We start from the raw sequence: 16,093 nt of genomic DNA on the forward strand, positions 1-16,093 counted from the left end.
TATTCATTGAATTGGAGGCCGACGTCCCAATATCGTGGGATGCTGGGTTCTCCCACCCTACTTTCACGAGGCTTCAATGTCTTACGGTTCTCAGGATCCCTGGTCGGTAGGCCGCAGCGCGGCGGTCGGCGCCGAGTACGATCTCGGCCTCCGCACCTTCATGCTGCGCGTCTACAACTACATGGCCTCGGGCTTGGTGCTGACGGGTATCACGGCCTGGCTCGCCGCCGAGACCGGTTTCTACGCACAGATCGCGCACTCGCCGCTGATCTATGTGGTCATGTTCGCGCCGTTCGTCCTGGTGATGGTGCTGGGTTTCCGGATCCAGAAGATGAGCTTCGGCGCGGCGCAGGCGACCTTCTGGGCCTACTCGGCACTGATGGGCCTGTCGCTCGCCGGCATCTTCCTGGTCTTCACCCACACCAGCATCGCGCTCACCTTCTTCATCACCGGCGCCACCTTCCTCGCCATGAGCCTCTACGGCTACACGACGAAGTCGGACCTGACGAAGATGGGGTCGTTCATGATGATGGGCCTGTTCGGCGTCGTGCTGGCCAGCGTCGTCAACATGTTCATGCACTCGACCGGGCTGCAGTTCGTGATCTCGATCGTCGGCGTGATCGTGTTCACCGGCCTGACCGCCTGGGACACGCAGCGGATCAAGGAACAGTACGACGTCGTCGCCGGCTATGACGGGCAGACGGTCGGCAAGACCGCCATCATGGGCGCGCTGACGCTATACCTCGATTTCATCAACCTGTTCATGCTGCTGCTGCAGTTCTTCGGCCAGCGCCGCAACTGATCGCACCCGCGATCCCAGCTGATTGGAACCGCCCGGAAGCGCTCGCTTCCGGGCGGTTTTCTTTGCGGTAACACCCGCAAGGCGCGTGGGTTTACGGCTTCTTATCGATTTCGCGACAAGTTGGACCCGGTCCGGCAGTGCGGGTGATTTGCCCGGGACCGAGGGACGTCACGAACGTGGGGCCGATGAGCCAAGCCAGGACCGAGACCGTCGACAGCTTGCCGCATGCCAAGACCAACTTGGCGGGATTCGGCGGGGCCGCCCTCGTCGTCTCGCCGGCCGGCGACATCCAGGCCGCCAACGAATTGGGCGCCGACCTGCTGGGCAGGCTGGACGAAGACACCATCCATGAGATCGCGCTCGCCGGTGCGCGCGCCATCGCGGCCGACGCCCTGCGACTGGAACGGCTGAACGGCCCGTTCCCTGGCGACTGCGCGGATATCGTCGTGCAGCCCTTGGTCGGTCGCGGGGCCGGCGCGCTGGTGCTGATCGCGACCAATCCGGCGGAAAGCGCGCTGCGCCGTGCCCTGATCGAAAGCCGCCAGCGCTATCGCGACCTGGTCGAGGCGGCCAGCGACTTCGTCTGGGAAACCGACCGCCACGGCCGCTTCGTCTTCCTGTCCGGTCCGGGCGCCTTCGGCTATGCGACCCGCGACCTCCTGGGTCGGCTCGCGACCGATTTCGTGGTCGACGCCTCGCCCTTGCCCTACCCGGTGTTCCAGGCCCGCGACACGGTGCTGCAGACCGACGTCTGGCTGCAGCGCGCCGATGGCACCACCTCGTGCCAATCCATCACGGCCGTGCCGATCTACGATCCGGACGGGCAATGGTGCGGCACGCGCGGCATGGGCCGTGACGTCACCGAACTGCGCGAGACCGAACGGGCCGACAAGCAGCGCCTGTTGCGCGACCGGCTGATGACCTATCTGGGCGAAACCATTCGGACCGAGATCAATCCGGAAAAGACGCTGCCTGCGGCACTGTCCGGCACCGGCCTCGCCATCGGTGCCGATGGCGGCATGATCCTGGCGGGCCACCCGGCGGCCTCCAGCTACGACATCGTGTCCTGGGGCGAGGCGCTGCCCGAACTCGATTTCCCCGAGGCGCATGCCGCCCTGATCGAGCAGGGCTCGGTCGACCTGCTGCGCGGCGGTCTGCAGCTGATCGGGCAATTGACCGAGGATGCGACGGCGGGCGACGGCCGTATCAACGGCGCCGTGCTGTTCTGGTGCAGGGTCGACGGCCGCGGCTTCGGTGACGGCGACCGGGCGGTGTTGAGCGACGTTGCGGCCCAGATCGGCCTCGCCATTGCGCAGCTGAAGAAATTCCACGAGATCGTGACGATCTCGAACACCGACAGCCTGACCGGCGTGCTCAACCGCCGCGCCTTCTTCGCCGACCTGGAACGGCGGCTCGGCCGGCACGCGGTCGCCCAGACCGGCGGCGCGCTGGTCTATCTCGACATCAACAATCTGAAGGCGCTCAACGACTATGCCGGCCATCTGGCGGGCGACCGGGCGATCCTGACCTTCGCCGAGCTGATCAAGGCGGCGACCCGTGCGTCCGACCTGATCGCGCGCATCGGTGGCGACGAATTCCTGATCTGGCTCGATGGCGTCACCGAAGAGGGTGCCGCGATCCGGGCGGAGACGCTGTTGGGCCAGATGAACCGGCTCGAACAATTGTCCGTGGTGCCGGACCGGCCGCTCGGTGTCTCGATCGGCATGGCGCTCTACGACGGCGCGGCCCCGGTGGCACTCGACCGGCTGCTGGCGGCATCCGACGCGGCCATGTACAAGGCCAAGGCGCGCCGAAAGAGCGGTTACGAGATTGCAGCCACGATCCTGCCGGACAATACTGTGGTGCCAGAGCCGCTTGATTCCCAAGCCGGCACGGTGGATGAGACCATCCGTGCGGATGGGAAGGTGGCATGAAGGGCCTTCTGCAGCGTATTTTCCACATCGGGGCCGGTTCGCCGGCACTTGATTATGAGGAGTCCAAGCGCCTTATCCAGAGCCGGAACCCGGCCGATCGCCGCCTCGTCGCCGGCAATCTCCAGGTCCAGCCCGAGGTGCTGTATTTCCTCGCGACCGATCCCGACCATACCGTGCGCACCGCAGTCGCCAGCAACGAGGCGACGCCGGTCCAGGCCGACCTGATCCTCGCCCGGGACCGCCATGAGGCGGTCCGCGCCGACCTTGCCCGCAAGATCGCTCGACTGGCGCCGACCCTGACCCAGCGCCAGAGCGACAGGGTCAAGGAAATCACCTACGAAGTCCTGGAAGAACTGGTGCGGGACCAGGCGGTCAAGATCCGCCGGATCGTCGCCGAGACGCTGAAGAGCATGCCGGACGCGCCGGCCGAGATCGTGCAGCTGCTGGCGCGCGATGCGGAACTGTCGGTCGCGGGTCCCCTGCTGCAATATTCGCCATTGCTGACCGACGAGGATCTGCTGGACCTGGTCCGCCAGATGCCGATCCCCGGTGCCGTGCGCGCGATCGCGCAACGCAAGGGCCTGTCGGCCGCACTTTCCGCCGAGATCGGCACCGGCGAGGACATCGATGCCGTGACGGCGCTGCTCAGCAACTCGAGCGCGCAGATCCGTGAGGAGACGCTCGACCTGCTGATCGAACGGGCGCCCGCGCACAAGGCCTGGCATCGCCCGCTGGTCGAACGTCCGCGCCTGTCGGACGGGGCGGCCAGAAAGCTCGCCCGCTTCGTGGCGCACGACCTGATCCAGCGGCTCAAGGCCCGGTCGGACCTCAAGGCCGATACGGTCAAGGCGCTGCAGGCGATCGTGCTCGCCCGGCTCGAGGTCGAGGGTGGCGTCGCGGAGGAGCCGGCCTCGGAAGTCGCCGCCCAGGACAAGCTGATGGAAGAGGCGCGCCGGCTGAAGGAGGCCGGCAAGCTGACGGAAAGCGCGCTGGTCGATGCGCTGATCGGCGGTAAGCCCGGGCTGGTCAATGCCGGCCTCGCCGTGCTGGCCGAACAGCCGCTCAACGTGGTCGAGAAGATCCTGTCCTCGCACAGTCCCAAGGGCATCACCGCGATCGTGTGGAAAGCGGGCCTGCCCATGCGGTTTTCGGTCCGCCTGCAGAGCGTCGTCGCGCGCATTCCGGCCCCCCAGACCCTGAAGCCGCGGGCCGATGGCGGCTTTCCGCTGTCGGAAGAGGCGCTCGCCTGGCAATTGGGCTTTTTTGCCGACATGACGGCCGAGGGTGCGCAGAAGCAGGGAGCGGTGCAATGACGCCCAGCCTCTCCCAGGAATTCCTGGCCTTCATCGACGATTCGGCGACCTTCTCGACCAAGGTCCTGGCCGAACGCGTGCTGAAGGAATCCCGGCGGGTCACCAATGCCGAGGCCGGTTCGATCTTCATCGTGCGCGGCAGGGGTGCCAAGCGGCAGCTGGAGGCGGTCAGCCTGCAGAACGACGCGATCACCACGTCGCGCAAACTGTTCGTCATCCCGGTGACGCCGGCCTCGATCGCCGGCTATGTCGCGACGATCGGCCAGATGGTGTTCGTCGACGATGTCGACCACCTGCCGGAAGACGTGCCCTATCGCTTCAACCGCGATTTCGACCAGAAGAGCGGCTATCGCACCCGATCGGTCATGTGCTTTCCGCTGAAGACGCCGGAGGGCCGGGTCATCGGCGTGGTCCAGCTGATCAACCGGCTGGTCGGGCCCGAGGAAGGGCGGATCGCCAAGCCGTTCCTGCGCAGTTTCACCGAAATCATCGGCGTGGTCAGCCTGCTGGTCGGCCGCGCGATCGAGCGCATCGAGGCGCTGGAGCAGATCCGCGAACGCAACAAGCGCCTGACCGAGCGCAATCGCGAGCTCAAGGCCGAGCGCAGGCGCGTACTGCAGTTGAGCGAGGAGACCGACCGCGCGCTCATGCTGTCGGTCGAGCTGCTGGCGCGCGCGGCCGAGGTGCATGATGGCGACATCAGCAGCCATATCCAGCGCGTCAACGAATACAGCTATCTGATGGCCCAGCTCGCGGGCAGGGACCATGCGTTCTGCGATGAGATCCGCTGGGCCGCCGCCCTGCACGATGTCGGCAAGATGAGCGTCGACCAGGCGGTGCTGCACAAGCCGGGCAAGCTCGACGAGCGCGAATGGGTCGAGATGAAGGCGCACACGACCCACGGCATGCGGATCCTGAACGGTCATCCGCGCCTCGCCATGGCCTGCGACATCGCCTATTGCCACCACGAGATGTGGGCCGGCGGCGGCTATCCGCGCGGTCTCGCCGGCGAGGCGATTCCGATCGAAGCCCGCATCGTGGCGCTGGCCGACGTCTATGATGCGCTGCGCAGCGAGCGGCCGTACAAGCCGGCCTACAATCATGACCGCGCGATCGAGATCATGCTGCATGGCGACGAGCGCATGCGGCCGGAAAGCCATTTCGATCCGACGCTGCTGGCGCTGTTCGGCAAGCATCACCAGCGGTTTGCCGACCTCTGGACCCAGATGGCCGAACACGCGCCCGGTCCTGATGCCACCGCCCGCGCCGGCTGACCCGGACGCCTATCGGCGATAGATCGTGAATTCGCCGGACGGCCCCGACATCAGGCCGGGACCATCGCCCAGTTCGCTCTCGGGCACCGGAAACGGCATCGGTTTGGCGCCGCAGGCGGCGAGCAGGCTGCCGGCGAGCATCAGCAGGATCGCGGGCATGACGCGACCGGGTGCGCGGGGCTTCAAAACCGCACCCGTGCGCCGGCCGTCACGGTCGTGATGCCGTAGTAGCTGGCGAATTCGCGGCTGAGCGTCTGGCGATGGGTGGCCAGGAACAATTCCATGCCGGCATCGTCGACGTTCTGGACGAATTCGAGACCAAAGCCGCGGGCGACGTCGCCCGCGAAATTCAGCTCGTCATTCTCGTTGTAATCGACCGAGAAGGCGCTTTGGCCGAGCTCCCAGAAATGGGTGAGCCAGCCGAGCTTGGTATAATACATGACCGGCGACAGCGGATGGCCGAGCGGATCGTTGTATTTGACGTCGCGCGTGCCGCCGGCAAAGGTCGCGTTCAGCCCGTCGGGCAGCAGCACCGAGACCGAGCCGGAATATTGCTTCGACGCATTGGCGGAATTGTCGGCGATCGAGGCGGCTGCGAGCGCGCCGGTGCCGATCGGCGCGGAGGCGTAGCCATAGGGGTTGGTTGGTGCCGAATGGTTGCGGCCGTCGGCATCGGCAAAGCCGAAGGCAGCCGAAATCTTGACGCCTTCCCAGATCGAACCATAGCGCACGGCCAGGTCGAACGCGCCGCCATCGACCAGCGAGCCGGAAAGCTGCACGGGCCCGAACATCGGGCTGTCGTAGCGGATGCGGTCGTCGCGCACGAGGCCGTTCATATAGTTGAACACGGTGCCGACGGCCGGGCCGAAGGCGTTCGCCGGCGAATTGATGAAACTGCCCCTGGCCGTGCCGGGGATGCGCCCGGCACCCCGCTGGCGGAACGCGAAGCCGCCGTCGATGTCGGCGATGTTGGAATAGGAGGCGACCAGCGTGCCCGACTGGTCTGCCTCGGTGACGAGGTAGGTCGCGGTCGAGCCGAAGCCCAGGCGGACGCCGCCCCAATCCTTGTTCTGGATGAAGGCCTCGACCTGGCGGGCGGTGAAGGTTCCGCCGACATTGTTGGCCGACGAGCCGCCGGTCGGCGTGAAGTTGTTGACGGCGCTCGGGCTGTCCTGGGACAGCGAGGTGTTGGCCGAGCTGTTCGGTGTGATCTGCGCCTCGAGATTGAACCCGCCGCTGGTATCCTTGTTGATCCGGCCTTCGCCGACGAAGCGGAGGCGGCTCGAGGAGATGTTGTTGTCGACGTTGCGCACGGTCGAATTGCGGCCGTCGTCGCCGAAGATTTCCATCCGGTCGACCTGGCCGGATACGCTGACCTTGACCCGGTCGGCACCTGACGAGATGGCGGCGGCCGGCAGCTTCGGGATGTTGTCGGGCGCGCCGGGACCGGCGGCGGTATAGGGCGGCAGCGTCGAGGTCGCATCCAGATTGCCCGGGTTCTTGGTCAGCGGCGTACCCTTCGCCACCGTCGCTATCGTCGCTTCTGGGGCCGGCGCCGCTTGCGCGACCTTGGCTGCCTGCAACTGGGCCTGCAGCGCCTGGACCTGCCTGGTCAGTGCCTGGATCTGCTGGTTGTTCTGCTGCTGGACGATCTGCAGCTGCTGGGCCAATGCCTTCAACTGCGCTTCGACCGCCGGATCGGTCGCAGCGAAAGCGGCTGCCGGCATCAGCGCCAGCGCGGCGCTCGCGGTCAAAAGAGCGCGGCGATATTGCCGCGCGGCCAAGACCCAGGCGTTCGTCGTCATTGCCGTACCCCCCATTTCCCCGCATACGCCTAACGGCGAGAAAGGTTCGTGCCTGGTCGCGGCATTGTCGCCGATGGTTGTATGAAAACCACTTTGCACATGGGAATGCCACTCCTTACCGGGGACGGGACGAGAATGCTCCGCCGTTCGTCGACGGGCGACATGGCGCCCGATGATGCTTCCGTGACACAGGTTTTCCGCCGCGGTCGGGCTGTAACAAATGTCATCTTCTGCGGATTGACAGCCCGCGGCGAACGGCCTAATGGCAACCCTGTTCCGGGCTCGGCGCGCTGCACCTTGCTCCGGAACATCCATCGCCCTTCAGAGAGTGAAATGGCCAGTCATAGTAGTGGCGCCCCGGTCGAGGCAGAGCCTCCGAGCTTGGGCGCCGCAGAGCATCACGGAAGTTTCTCGCCGGCCGCTGGCGCTGGCGTACGGACCCCGACCTTCTGACGGGCGTTCGTGCGTTTGCCTCTCGGCCGGGGAAAGTCCCGCTGGGAGGTTAAGCATGAACATCCTCGTTCGTCTGCCGACGGCGCGTGCGCGCCACGGCGACAAGGCCGGAAGGAGCCGCATCCATGCGCGGTGAATCCTTCCTGTTTGCGATCACGCCGCGGCGCGGCCTGTTGCCCAACCGTTGGGATCTCGTCGCCTTTCCGCTGATCATCGGGCTGCTGGCGCTCACGGTGATCGGCGGCAAGCAGATGAGCGCGCCGCTCACCATCCTCGACACCGCCGCGGTCACGCTCGATCCGGCCAACCTGCCCGAATACGCGCTGCGCACGACGCTCCGCATGCTGGCGGCGCTCGTGGCATCCCTGGTGTTCACGCTGGTCTACGGCACGCTCGCGGCCAAGAGCCGGCGGGCCGAACTCGTGCTGGTGCCCATCCTCGACATCCTCCAGTCGGTGCCGGTGCTGAGCTACATTTCGTTCACCGTCGTCTTCTTCATGGCGCTGTTCCCGGGCCAGGTCGCCGGGGCCGAGCTGGCCGCGATCTTCGCGATCTTCACCAGCCAGGCCTGGAACATGACGTTCAGCTTCTACCAGTCGCTGCGCACGGTGCCGCACGACCTGGACGAGGCGTCGCGCGGGTTCCGCTTCTCCGCCTGGCAGCGGTTCTGGCGGCTGGAAGTGCCATTCGCCATGCCCGGCCTGATCTGGAACATGATGATGTCCATGTCGGGCGGCTGGTTTTTCGTGGTCGCGGTCGAGGCGGTCACGGTCGGCGACACCACCATCACCCTGCCGGGTGTCGGCGCCTACCTGGCGAAGGCGATCGATGCGCGCGACCTGCATGCGGTCGGTTGGACCATCCTCGCGATGACCGTGGTCATCATCCTCTACGATCAGCTGATGTTCCGCCCGCTCGTCGCCTGGGCCGACAAGTTCCGGTTCGAGATGACGGCTGCCCAGGCGGCGCCGGAATCCTGGTTCCTCGACATGATGCGCCGCGCCCGCCTGGTGCAAAAGGCGGGTGCGCCGCTCGGCTGGCTGCTGCGCAGCTTCGTCCGCCTGCGCATCCCGCTGCCCCAAGGCACCCGGCAGGTCAATACCCGCCGCACGACCCTGTCCAAGATCGTCGATCTGGTCTGGTACGGCGTGGTCGCCGTCACCACGATCTACGTCGCCTGGCGCATCATCGACTTCATCGATGCGGAGCTGGGCTGGAACGACCTGCTCGAGGTGATGACGCTCGGCTTCTACACGCTGATCCGCGTCGTCATCCTGATCATCGTCGCGACGGTCGTCTGGGTGCCGATCGGGGTCATGGTCGGCCTGCGGCCGAAACTGGCCCAGCGCATCCAGCCGCTCGCCCAGTTCCTGGCGGCCTTCCCGTCGAACCTGCTGTTCCCGATCGCGGTCATGGGCATCCTGCACTACGACCTCAATCCGGACATATGGCTGTCGCCGCTGATCATCCTCGGCACCCAATGGTATATCCTGTTCAACGTCATCGCCGGGGCCACCACCTATCCGAACGAGCTGCGCGAGGCCGCGGCCAACTTCAAGATCCGGGGCTGGCAATGGTGGCGCAAGGCGATGCTGCCGGGGATCTTTCCCTATTACGTGACCGGCGCCATCACCGCGTCGGGCGGTGCCTGGAACGCGTCGATCGTGGCCGAGATCGTCAAATGGGGGCCGGATACGGTGAAGGCCCACGGGCTCGGCGCCTACATCACCGAGACCACGGCCGCCGCCGACTACCCTAAAATCGTCCTCGGCGTCGCCGTGATGTCGTTCTTCGTGATCGTGTTCAACCGGATCGTCTGGCGTCCGCTCTACGTGTATGCCGAACGTCGGTTGCGGTTGGATTGAGGAGGCTGCAAGCCATGTTGAATCTGGTTCAGACCCCGGCGGGCGCCGCAGAAGTGCTCTCGGTCAAGGGCGTCCGTCAGGGCTTCGAAAAGAACTCCGGCGAGCTGCTGGTGCTCGACAACGTCGACCTGACGCTGCGGGATGGCGAGATCGTCGCCTTGCTGGGCCGCTCCGGTTCCGGCAAGTCCACCCTGCTGCGCATCATCGCGGGCCTAATCAAGCCCAGCGCCGGCGAGGTGGTCTATCGCGGCGAGGCGGTCAAGGGGCCGGCGGAGGGGGTGGCGATGGTATTCCAGACCTTCGCGCTGTTCCCATGGCTGACCGTGTTGCAGAACGTGGAAGTGGGCCTGGAGGCGCTGGGCGTCGACCCGAAGGAATCGCGCAAGCGGGCGCTGGCGGCGATCGATCTCATCGGCCTCGACGGTTTCGAATCCGCTTATCCGCGCGAGCTGTCGGGTGGCATGCGCCAGCGGGTGGGTTTCGCCCGCGCGCTGGTGGTCGACCCGACCATCCTGCTGATGGACGAGCCGTTCTCGGCACTCGACGTGCTGACGGCGGAGACGCTCAGGACCGACCTGCTCGATCTTTGGACCGAGAAGCGGCTGCCGACCAAGGCGGTGCTGCTCGTGACCCACAATATCGAAGAGGCCGTTTTCATGGCCGACCGCATCCTGGTGTTCTCGTCGAACCCGGGCCGGGTCGCGGCCGAGATCAAGGTGCCGTTCCTCCATCCGCGCAACCGGCTGGACCCGATCTTCCGCCAGATGGTCGACGAGATCTACGCCAAGATGACGGCGCGGCCGGCGCCCGATTCCAAAGGCAAGATCCGCGGCGTCGAGATCGGCACCTGGATCCCACGCGTCTCGACCAACATCATGGCCGGCCTGATCGAGACGGTCGCGGCCGCCCCCTACAGCGGCCGGGCCGACCTGCCGGAGATCGCGCGCAGCCTGCAGCTCGAAGGCGACGAGCTGTTTCCGGCGGCCGAGGCCCTCCAGAACCTGGGCTTTGCCGAGGTGCGCGAGGGCGACATCCATCTGACCATGCCGGGCCGGGTATTCGCCGAGGCCGACACCCAGCAGCGCAAGCGCATGTTCTCCGACCATCTGCTGCGCCTGTTCCCGCTCGCGGCTCATATCCGCCGCGTGCTCGACGAACGGCCAGGCCACCGGGCGCCGCGCGTACGGTTCGAACAGGAGCTGGAGGATTACCTGAGCGACGATGCGGCCGAGGAAACGATCGACACGATCATCAACTGGGGCCGCTACGGCGAGATCTTCTCGTACGAGGATCAGGCCGAGATGTTCAGCCTGGAAAACCCGGAAGGCTGACACCGGCGCGCCCGATTTCGACGGCGCCGGGTGATCGAGAATGGAGAAAATAGAATGACCGACCGCATTCCGGCGCCGAGCATGCGCCATCGGGGAACGGTCGCGGCCGGCCTGGCACTGCTCGGCGTCGCCGGCCCCGCTCTCGCCGACGATGCCGGTCTCCAGGCGGCCAAGCCGACCGGCCTTTGGGAGCGCGACACGCTGACCGGCGATTGGGGCGGCGTGCGGTCCGATCTGGAGGATGCCGGCATCAAGCTCGGTGCGATCGAGATCAGCGAGGGCTTGGCCGATCTGCGGGGCGGGGCCAGGACCGGCGCCGCTTACGAGGGGCGGACCGAGCTCGACCTGGATCTGGACCTGGAAAAGCTCGCCGGTTGGACCGGTGCCGCGATCCACGTCAACGCCTGGCAGAGCCATGGCCGGGGCGTGAGCGGCAACTATACCGGCAATCTGTTGACCGCCAGCGACGTCGAGGCGGATCGCGGCACCCGGCTGTTCGACCTCTATCTCGATCAGACGGCGTTCGACGGCCTGGTATCGCTGCGGATCGGGCAGCAGGGCGCCGACGATGAATTCATCGCCAGCAAGACGGCGGGGCTGTTCTTCAATTCGACCTTCGGCTATCCGGGCCTGCCGTCGCTCGACCAGCCGTCGGGCGGCCCGGCGTTTCCGTTGGCGACGCCGGCGGTGCGCCTGAAACTGGCGCCGACCGACCAGGTGACCCTGCTCGTCGCCGCCTTCGACGGCGATCCTGCTGGCCCCGGTACGGGCGATCCGCAGGCGCGCGATGCGTCGGGTACGGCTTTTCGCACCGGCGATGGCGTGCTGGGCTTCTTCGAGGCGCAATATGCGGTCAACCAGGGCAAGGACGCCGCCGGGCTGCCGGGAACCTACAAGCTGGGCGCCTGGGTGCATTCCGGCCGGTTCGCCGACCAGCATTTCGACCGGACCGGCCTGTCGCTGGCCGACCCCCGGTCGAGCGGTCTGGCGCGCCAGCACGACGGCGACTGGAGCGTCTATGGCATCGCCGACCAGATGCTGTGGCGGCGCCCGGATACGGACGATCAGGGATTGTCGTTGTTCGTGCGCTTGATGGGCGCGCCGGCCGATCGCAATCTGATGGATCTCTATGCGGACGGCGGCCTGAATTTCAAAGGCCCGTTCGCCGGACGGGACGGCGACCTGATCGGCCTGGCCTGCGCCTATGGCCGGATTTCCGCCGACGCCAGCCGGCTCGATGCCGATCTCCAGCACGGTCTGCCCGGCCGGCCGGTGCGCGACAACGAGAGCCTGATCGAGGCGACCTACCAGGCGCAGGTGGCGCCCTGGTGGCAGCTGCAGCCCGACCTGCAATACATCGTCCATCCGGGCGGCCACGCCCCGTTGCCGACCGACCCGACCCAGCGCCGCACGATCGGCAATGCGACGGTCGTGGGCGTGCGGACGGTGGTGACATTCTAGAGAGAGCAGGGGCCGGCCAGTCGGGCAACCAGGCCGGCCCCGCCCGGTTCGGCGGCTTTACGCCGTCTTGCCGGGTTGCTTCACGACGCGCAGGTAGGGCTTCAGGGTCTTCCAACCTTCGGGGAAGCGCGCCTTCGCGTCGGCGTCGGACAGCGACGGCACGATGATGACGTCGTCGCCGTTCTGCCAGTTCACCGGGGTCGCGACCTTGTGCTGGTCGGTCAGCTGCAGGCTGTCGATCACGCGCAGGATCTCGGCGAAATTCCGGCCCGTGGAGGGCGGATAGGTCAAGGTCAGGCGGACCTTCTTGTTCGCGTCGATGATGTAGACCGCGCGCACGGTGACGGTCGGATCGGCTTCGGGATGGATCATGCCGTAGAGCGACGAGACCGTGCGGTCCGCGTCGGACAGCACGGGGAAATTCAGCTTCTGGCCCTGGGTCTCTTCGATATCCTCGGCCCATTTGCCGTGGTTCTCGGTGGTGTCGACCGACAGCCCGATGATCTTGACGTTGCGCTTGTCGAATTCCGGCTTCAGGCGCGACGCCTCGGCCAGCTCGGTCGTGCACACCGGCGTGAAATCCTTCGGGTGGCTGAACAGCACGCCCCAGCTCGACCCCAGCCAGTCATGGAAATGGATCTCGCCTTCGTTGGAGGCCTGCGTGAAGTCGGGGGCGACGGTACCCAGTTGGATGGACATGGTGAAAGAAACTCCCTTATTTCAAGGCGATGCGGGGTCTGTTCAGGCGGTCGGGTGCCGGCCCCAGGGCGAGATGGGCCGCGAAGATGTCGGGGCTGTCGCAGCGATAAGGTGAAGCAAGCCGCTTCGGGCACCGTCGGTCCATGACCAAACTCCAGGTAACGATCCTGGGCCCACGGGATCTACCCCGTGGCGCTTTAGCGTTTGGTGTCGCGGCGCAAGCTGCCCGTCAAATCCCGCGGGTCCCGTTTGGCAGGACCGAGGCGGACGTTAGCGACGAGGCGCGGGCCTGTCAATATACTGTCGGGAGCGGCAATATGTTGGTTGCGCAGGTAACGGGTTTCGGGGTGGTCCTGGCTGGCATGCAGCTAATCGCACCATTGCATAATCTACTTTGGCTTTACGCGCGGAATTGCACGAACGCCCGCTTCCTTTCTGACTGCTTGCCCTTCAGGCTTCAACCTAACACTATGTGCATTATAAGAGAAAGCTGCGGCACTCCATTATAGAGGCGGAGGCAGAAAATGAACGACCTCGACAGATCATTCGATAAAGCGAAAGAAATATTCTCTGACGTTCGTTTGAATCAAGAAAATATAAGTAGTGAAGAAGATGCAAAGATACAAATAATAAATAGAATTTTGATTGAGTCTCTTGGGTGGCATGCGGCAGAGTTATCTGCGGAACGAAAGAACGAGAATGGATATTCTGACTATATTGTTTTCAATGGAAAGCGTAGATTTTTTCTCGTAGAAGCAAAGAGGCAAGATCTTATTTCCGTATCTACGCAAGCACGCACTCGTCAAGATTACAAGATTTCCGGCCCTGCTCTGAAACCTGCCCTGCGAGGGATTGAACAAGCTGCTTCATATTGTGCCCCTCTTGGTATTCCGCTTGCAGTAGTTACGGACGGCGCGACGTGGATTATTTTTAAGCCTTATATTCAGGATGATTCTTATCAAGATAGACAAGCAATTGTATTCCCTGGCTATGATGCTGTTTTATCGGATTTTTCAACGTTTTACGAATTGCTTTCAAAAGACAGTTGCCAGAAGAACCTGTATAAAGTGATTTTTGATAAGGTTCACGAAAACAGGTTATTTGTTAGTCAAATTCTTAAGTCAGCAATTTCGGAATTTGATTTGAGGATAGAGCAAAAGTCGGCACTCGCGTTCGACCTTGAGCCGGTTTTTTCGAAATTCTTCTCCGCACTAACAGGAGATGATGACCCAGATTTGATTATAAATTGTTTTGTCGAGACAAAAGAGAGCCGAGTTGCTGATTTTTCCCTTGAGAAAATTACCGAAAATGTGCTCGGCAACGTTGCTCCAGTAAATAAGACCGTGGACGAAGGTTTGAACTCTATTATAGAGAGCACAATTGACGGAGAGCTGGGTCAGACTGTATTCATTGTTGGTCCCACGGGTGCGGGAAAGTCTACTTTCTTAGATCGGTTTTTTAAGAAAACTCTTTCCAAAGCAATCCGAGAGCTATGCGTGGTAATAAATATTAACGCGCTGGACGCTTCCGGCAACGAGCGAACCTCTATCGGTTGGATGACGGGCCAAATTATTACCAGCATTGAGAAGCAGATATTTAAAGACGGATTCCCCAACTGGAATGATCTTCAAGCTCTTTATCAGGGAGATTACGTTAGAAGATCAAAAGGTGTGGATGCGCAACTCTACAATAGAGATAAACAGGCTTTCAAAGAGAAGTTTGGGCAATATATGGACGATCAAGTTGAAAGGGATAGAGAAGGATACCTTTCACGGCTTCTTCGCGATGTGGTGGATAACAGAAAGAAATTACCGATACTAGTAGTTGATAATACAGATGAATTTGGCTTGGAATATAAAGAGAAAATTTTTCAATATTGTCAATCTATCCGCCGGGGCGCGAATCATTGTCTTTTGATATTTCCGGCGACAGATAAGTCGGCATGGCAATTTTCCAAAACCGATATTTTCAATATATATGCATCAAAGTCATTTTTCTTGCCTACGCCCTCACCGCGCGAGGTTTTCCGCAAGCGCGTTGACTATCTTCGGGGAAAGATAAGCGATTTTGGTGTGGGGAAAACTAAGGCTGGTTATTTTATGAATAAAGGAATTAAGGTAACAATTCCAAATCTTGAAGGGTTTGCTTCGTTAGTTGAGAATATTTTTGTCGACCAAGATTTTGCATCGCGATGCATTGGGGAAATATCTAACTACAATATCAGAAAAACTCTGAAGCTTTCAAAGAGAGTTATCACATCTGCTTATTTGGATATCGAAGACATAGTTAAATACTATATTGTTGGACAAATTAAAACACCATCTCAGGAAGGCTTTATGTCTGCTCTGATGTGTGGCGACTATAATTATTTTAAGAATGATGATGATCATCATATTTTTTCGATATTCCAGGTCAGCCCGGGAATTCGACAGTCTCCATTGCTTTATTTAAGAATTCTACTCTTGTTAAGACTAAAACATCTTGCGAGCGATGAGGACGAAAATAGATATTTATCTGCCCAATCAATCTACCAGTATTTTGATATAATCGGGATTTCTGAATTATCTATTGAAAAAAGCCTTCTGGCGCTACTTGAGTCGGAGCTGATAGAGCCATATGATTTATCTGCTCCTGATTTAAGTCAGTCGCAAAAATTGGCGATTACGCACAGCGGCCTTGCTCACATCGAAATGGCACTCTTCAATCCTGTCTACTTTGAGCAGATGGCACTCACGACGCGTATTCCGGATTTAGAGGTAGTCAAACGGCTCCAAGAAATATTGCACTCCGACGCCACATATGACGAGTACACGGCGCAATTGCGCGACGTCTTCGCAACCTATCTACGTGCTGAAGATGCTAAATACACCGTATTCCCTACCTCAGTGAATTTCGATGAGCAACGAAATCTCGCGGCGGATATCGTAAACCAGTGGAAGATTGCGGAAGCTCCGAGGGGCGATCGTCGAGATCCCATAGCAATTCGCGCCCAGTATGGCCTCGTATCAGAAGGATTAATACCAAGTCCCTGAGAGGATGACTCGGGGGCTTGCGGTGGCAGCCTGGGTCTGATTCAACGTGGCGAACTGAACGAGGTTCGCCATGCCGATTGCTTTACGGGATGATTTTGGTGCGCAGGAGCTGCGCCTTGCGGCC

11 protein-coding genes are annotated in these 16,093 nt (G+C 62.2%); 8 read left to right on the forward strand and 3 right to left on the reverse strand.

The window, feature by feature from the left end; all coding sequences use genetic code 11:
* Window positions 1-76 precede the first annotated feature (76 nt).
* From VGV37_RS27785 to VGV37_RS27800, 4 genes are all read left to right on the forward strand, one after another.
* On the forward strand, window positions 77-802 hold the full coding sequence (locus VGV37_RS27785) for a Bax inhibitor-1/YccA family protein (protein WP_326883067.1): 726 nt from the start codon (window positions 77-79) through the stop codon (window positions 800-802).
* A 185-nt stretch (window positions 803-987) separates the two neighbouring features.
* Window positions 988-2,736 carry a sensor domain-containing diguanylate cyclase gene (locus VGV37_RS27790; protein ID WP_326883068.1) on the forward strand — a complete coding sequence of 583 codons (1,749 nt, stop codon included), beginning with the start codon at window positions 988-990 and terminating at the stop codon, window positions 2,734-2,736.
* Window positions 2,733-4,049, forward strand: a complete 1,317-nt coding sequence (locus tag VGV37_RS27795; RefSeq protein ID WP_326883069.1) for a DUF2336 domain-containing protein — start codon at window positions 2,733-2,735, stop codon at window positions 4,047-4,049. Before VGV37_RS27790 ends, VGV37_RS27795 begins: the two co-directional genes overlap by 4 nt.
* The gene (locus tag VGV37_RS27800) at window positions 4,046-5,323 is read left to right on the forward strand and encodes a GAF and HD-GYP domain-containing protein (RefSeq protein ID WP_326883070.1); all 1,278 of its coding nucleotides are present in this window, start codon (window positions 4,046-4,048) and stop codon (window positions 5,321-5,323) included. Before VGV37_RS27795 ends, VGV37_RS27800 begins: the two co-directional genes overlap by 4 nt.
* 9 nt (window positions 5,324-5,332) lie before the next feature.
* Here the strand turns inward: VGV37_RS27800 and VGV37_RS27805 are convergent, their stop codons facing one another.
* Entirely contained in the window at window positions 5,333-5,482 is a 150-nt protein-coding gene (locus VGV37_RS27805) for a hypothetical protein (protein WP_326883071.1), read from the reverse strand.
* A 23-nt stretch (window positions 5,483-5,505) separates the two neighbouring features.
* Complete coding sequence (locus VGV37_RS27810; RefSeq protein WP_326883072.1) at window positions 5,506-7,128, reverse strand: hypothetical protein; 1,623 nt, start codon at window positions 7,126-7,128, stop codon at window positions 5,506-5,508.
* A gap of 578 nt (window positions 7,129-7,706) precedes the next feature.
* On the opposite strand from VGV37_RS27810, the gene VGV37_RS27815 reads away from it, so the two are divergent.
* The 3 genes from VGV37_RS27815 to VGV37_RS27825 are packed head-to-tail and all read left to right on the forward strand — an operon-like array spanning window position 7,707 to window position 12,238.
* On the forward strand, window positions 7,707-9,446 hold the full coding sequence (locus VGV37_RS27815) for an ABC transporter permease subunit (RefSeq protein WP_326883073.1): 1,740 nt from the start codon (window positions 7,707-7,709) through the stop codon (window positions 9,444-9,446).
* A 14-nt stretch (window positions 9,447-9,460) separates the two neighbouring features.
* Entirely contained in the window at window positions 9,461-10,777 is a 1,317-nt protein-coding gene (locus VGV37_RS27820; protein ID WP_326883074.1) for a nitrate/sulfonate/bicarbonate ABC transporter ATP-binding protein, read from the forward strand.
* A 54-nt stretch (window positions 10,778-10,831) separates the two neighbouring features.
* Window positions 10,832-12,238, forward strand: coding sequence for a carbohydrate porin (locus VGV37_RS27825; protein WP_326883075.1), 1,407 nt, complete (start codon window positions 10,832-10,834; stop codon window positions 12,236-12,238).
* A gap of 57 nt (window positions 12,239-12,295) precedes the next feature.
* Here the strand turns inward: VGV37_RS27825 and VGV37_RS27830 are convergent, their stop codons facing one another.
* Window positions 12,296-12,937: a peroxiredoxin gene (locus VGV37_RS27830; protein WP_326883076.1), complete on the reverse strand. Its 642-nt coding sequence runs from the start codon at window positions 12,935-12,937 to the stop codon at window positions 12,296-12,298.
* Between the two features lie 524 nt (window positions 12,938-13,461).
* On the opposite strand from VGV37_RS27830, the gene VGV37_RS27835 reads away from it, so the two are divergent.
* Window positions 13,462-15,969, forward strand: a complete 2,508-nt coding sequence (locus tag VGV37_RS27835) for a hypothetical protein (RefSeq protein ID WP_326883077.1) — start codon at window positions 13,462-13,464, stop codon at window positions 15,967-15,969.
* The last annotated feature ends 124 nt before the right edge of the window (window positions 15,970-16,093 follow it).

The sequence above is a fragment of the Aliidongia sp. genome (assembly GCF_035943795.1).
In the GTDB taxonomy this organism is placed as follows: domain Bacteria; phylum Pseudomonadota; class Alphaproteobacteria; order ATCC43930; family CGMCC-115725; genus Aliidongia.